This window comes from Salipiger thiooxidans (genome assembly GCF_900102075.1).
In the GTDB taxonomy this organism is placed as follows: Bacteria; Pseudomonadota; Alphaproteobacteria; order Rhodobacterales; family Rhodobacteraceae; genus Salipiger; species Salipiger thiooxidans.
Genome location: NZ_FNAV01000058.1, coordinates 1 through 4,228, shown reverse-complemented (window position 1 = coordinate 4,228; position 4,228 = coordinate 1). Strand labels below are relative to the sequence as shown.

The following is a 4,228-nucleotide window of genomic DNA, read 5'->3' as shown; positions in this document are numbered from 1 at the left end:
GGCCCCACAGGCCCGAGCGTGCATATTTGGACATCTTGAAGAACGTTTATAGAACGGATCAGGCGTCTGGTGCGCGCAGGTACATGGCGACGTTTTCGGCAGAGAACTTGTAGCTTCTTCCATCGGCGAGACGCTCTGCGCTGACGGGGTATTTGGGCCGGTTCGGGTTGATGGCGGTGATACGGAAGGCCTCGCCCTGGGTTCTGAAGGTCCGGCCATAGTCGGCGGGCTGCAACCCGAAGCTGCTGGCGAGGGCTTCGAACAGGGCCTTGTCGGGAGAGAAGATCGCACCATCGGCCATTGGGATGCCGACGCGGAACGCGATGCCGAATCCATGGCGCAGGTCGATGTCGCTGAGCTCACCGCCCTCGACGGTCAGCCCGTGGGTTTCGGCCACGCCCTGGCAGGCGGCGAGCAGATCGCGGCGCAAGCGATCGCAGAGTGTCGGGGTCAGGTTGCGCGGCGGCGGCACCTTGGTGGTGTCTGCCTGCGCTGGTGGCCTGGCCGCTGCGGGTGGTTTTTTCCTGCTGCTCTTTCTCACATCGAAGCCTTTGCCTTGTAGACGGTGCCGCGCGAGATGCCCATGTCGCGGGCGATCTCCGTGGGGGACTGGCCGGCGGCCAGTCTGGCCTGAACAGCGGCCATATCGATTTTGGCCGGCCGGCCACGATAGACGCCCCGGCGTTTGGCGGCGGTAATGCCTTCAGCCTGCCGCTCCTGGCGCAGGTTGGTCTCGAACTCGGCAAAGACACCGAGCATGTCGAAGAAGGCCTTGCCCGCGGCGGTGGACGTGTCCACCGGTTGCTCGGTGGCAGCGAGATGTGCGCCCTTTTCCTTCAGCCGTGCGACGATGACCTGCAGATCGCGCATGGAGCGCGCCAGGCGGTCGATGCGGGTGACCACCAGTGTCTCTCCGGGGTGAATGAAGTCGAGGATGGTCTTCAATTCGGAGCGGTCTTCCAGACTGGCACCACTCTTCTGTTCCCGGCGCACCATGCCGCAGCCCGCGGCTGTCAGCGCGGCGATCTGGGCGTCGAGGTTCTGATCCACCGTCGAGGTTCGGGCATAACCGATTTTGGCGCCGGAGCTGTTCATTTTGGGTGTGCCTGTGACATGGGGTGTTCAATAACGTGGTTAAGACCCAAAATAAACACCAAAGTGACCGTGTGCAGTGTTCATGCCGCACGTCATCATGGGTATACCCATAATGAGCGTCAAGCCGCCATGCGTTCGTAGTCAATCCGAGTGGACAGGTCGATGTCGTAGCGGCCATAGGGAGTGATGTGCGCGTAGATCAGCGGGGTCAGGCCGCGATAATCCTCAGGCGACAGCCGGTCCTGCCAGTTCGGGTCCGACAGGACCGACTGGACCATGCGCGTGTTCACATAGACCATAGACGCTTGGACCAGTTGCAGCGCCAGGGCGGAGATCTCCTGGTCGGCGATGCGGTTCGAGGCGATCTCACCGCCCTTGCCGAAGAACACGAACCCGTTCGAGCTGTTCCAATTCTCGACGACGTTCAGGCCTTCGTGGATTTCCCGGCGAAGGGCTTCCGACCGCAGATAGCGGCACAGGAAGATCGTCTTGATGGCACGACCCAGTTCGGCCAGCGCTTTGTAGGTCGGGTGCATCACGTCAGTCCGGGCGAACCGGCGCAGGATCGCCTCGGGGTCGGCGGTGCCATGTTGCATGGCGGCGGCGTATTTGACCATCTCGTCATATTGCTGCTCGATCTCGGCCCAATCGACCACGTTCGACAAGATCGGCGCCAGGTTCGGCAGGCGCGCCCGCATGCCCGCGGCGGGAAGAACCAGCTTCTGGCGGGCAATTGCTTTCAGACGTGGTGCCAATTCGAATCCAAGCAGATGGCAGAAGGCGAACCCGACAGCGGTCTGACCATGGGTGTCGACGTATTGACGCTGGATTTCCATGTCGGTGCAGTGACGGAGCACGCCCTCGATCATCGCCGCAACCTCGGAGGACGAACACCTCTTGAGCTGTGAATAGATGCAGGTCGCCTGGCGCTCGACATGCCAGTAGATCATCACCCCGCGCCCGCCATATCGCGCATGCCATTCCGTCATCAGGTTGCGGTCCCAGGCGCCGAACTTGGTGGAATCCGATCCACAAGCCGTGCCTGCCTCGCCCCAGATCGCCGGATTGCGTACCGCCAGTGTCGCATCGGCCACGCGTGCCGCGGCGGCACGCAGCGCGTTCGGGTCGACATAGCGGCGGTGGATATGGAGCAGTTCGTCATAGCTGATGTCACCGACACCGGCGGCAACGCGTTTGATCCCGGCATTGGTTCCCGCGGCATAGAGCGCCAGCAGCAACCGCCGGTCCCGGTCTGCACGCGGCACGGCTTCGCGGCTGGCGGAGGTCTCGAAGCAGTCCAGAAATCCCGTGTCCAGGGCCGTTTCCTTGAGGACATCGAGAAGGCCGGTCATCGGCCAGACGCGTTCGACTTCGCGCTTGAGAGCACCCAGCCCCAGCGGCTCAGGTGCGGGTGCGAAGGGCGTGATCCTGATCCGGTTCTCTCCGGATGTTCGCAGCCGGACATGGCCATTTTCCGGCAGGGTCCGGTTCAGAAGGTGTAGTTCGCGCGTCAGATCATCGCGCACCTGCGCGACAAACGCACCGGCGTCTAGGGAGAGGCCAAGACCCTGATAATATATGTCCCTCTGCACCTCGAAATCGGCAGGCAGGTCATCATCGGGGTTGCGGTAGCGGTCGGCGCCATCGACCCAGATTTCCTTCGCGCGCACTCGCTCACGCAACTGCGCCAGGACACAGAGCTCGAAGGAGATCACATTCAGACGGCCGGCCGCATCGATGACGCCCTCGCGCCATTTGGCGGGAACTGACCCCTCAGGGGCCAGATCGGCAGGCACAACCCGCCGTCCATCCTGTTGCCATCGCTGAATCAAGTCGAGCGCGTCCAGGATCGGGCGCCAGCTTGCATTGTTCGATCGGAATTGCAGCACAGCCAGAAGCGGTGGCACCATCCGGCGGTAGTGGCTGGCATAGGAGCCACGCATCACCGTCTGAATGCGGTCGTCAAGCGTGCCCTTGGCCCGATCTTCCTCGATCACCGCCTTCAGCCTGGCCACGCTCGCGACAGGATAAATGACCTCGAGTACCCGACCCTCGGGGTCGTCCACCGCAGCAATGGCCATGTCGACAAGCAGGCGCTCCTTGCCATGGACCCGCTCGATATCCCGCGCAATTGACCCCACCACCCGGCGCCGCGACCGCGTCTGCATCCGGTGAATGATTTCAAGCAGAAGGTCGATCAGCGCGTCTATCATCTGGGCGCGACGGTGCATGAGATGGAGCGCGAAGAGCCCCAGCCGCCGCGTGTCGCCGTGGCGGCGCATCTCGGCCGCGGTCTCACCATCGACCCGGCGGGACAGGCGCTGAATCAGGGCAGGATCGACATTGGTGATGGTGTCGAACGGCAGACCGAGCGTGTTCACGAATGCCAATCGCGTTGCCGCCGCCAGGATGCTCTCAAGCGTGGCGGCACCCGCATCCGCTTTCAAGCTCAGAAACCCCGTGGCGCATTTGGGATCGGCCAGGCTGGCCTCCAGTTTCCCGCGTGTCTCACCGGGCAGGCTATCGGCAATCCTCGCAAGAAGGTTTTCAACGGCATCGTGCCGAGCCCCGCGCACCAACCGCTCCATGATCTTGTCCGACGGCACGAAATATCCCCGCGCGCGGCTCTTGCGATACCCGAGTTCGACCTGGTTCTCGATCTTCCAGAAAGCCCCCTGAAACATCTCGGCCAGTTCGCCCCGCAACGCCTGCCGGTCCCGATCCGTGGCGCGACGAATACCCAAATGTCGCAAGATTGCCGCCCGGTGCCTGCGCGCGGTCACATGACCGTACTCGAAATCCCGTTCGTCTGGGGCTGCGATTCCCAGTTGTTCGCAAAGGTATTGCACAACATCGGCCGGGACATCGCCCGACCGGCACGGAAAGCGCGACCGCTCCCGGAAAAAGCTCAGCTGAAACGCAAACCATACACGGCCAGAACGATTGACACCCTCGATCAATCCCATGTCATCGAAGGACAGGCTCCAAACCTCGACAAATGACCGTTCCAACTCGCCAACCCCCAACCATGCCAGAAGCAGCCTCCCGACTTCGGACCACACGGTCAACAGTCAGTTCGTTCGCTATATGTTCCTTCAAATGTCCATATATGCACGTTCGGGCCTGTTGGGCC

Annotated in this window: 3 protein-coding genes; all 3 read right to left on the bottom strand. The window is 62.5% G+C overall.

The genetic code is table 11. The features are described 5' to 3' along the window. Window positions 1–58 precede the first annotated feature (58 nt). The 3 genes from BLQ77_RS27955 to BLQ77_RS27945 all read right to left on the bottom strand — a co-directional run bounded on the left by BLQ77_RS27955 (window position 59) and on the right by BLQ77_RS27945 (window position 4,157). Window positions 59–541 (bottom strand): hypothetical protein, encoded by a 483-nt coding sequence (locus BLQ77_RS27955; RefSeq protein WP_242661906.1) that lies wholly within the window; start codon window positions 539–541, stop codon window positions 59–61. Beyond that, entirely contained in the window at window positions 538–1,095 is a 558-nt protein-coding gene (locus BLQ77_RS27950; RefSeq protein ID WP_088736336.1) for a recombinase family protein, read from the bottom strand. Before BLQ77_RS27950 ends, BLQ77_RS27955 begins: the two co-directional genes overlap by 4 nt. Window positions 1,096–1,214: 119 nt before the next feature. Further along, a complete protein-coding gene (locus tag BLQ77_RS27945) occupies window positions 1,215–4,157 on the bottom strand; it encodes a Tn3 family transposase (protein ID WP_242661907.1) in 2,943 nt (980 codons plus the stop codon). Window positions 4,158–4,228: the final 71 nt, after the last annotated feature.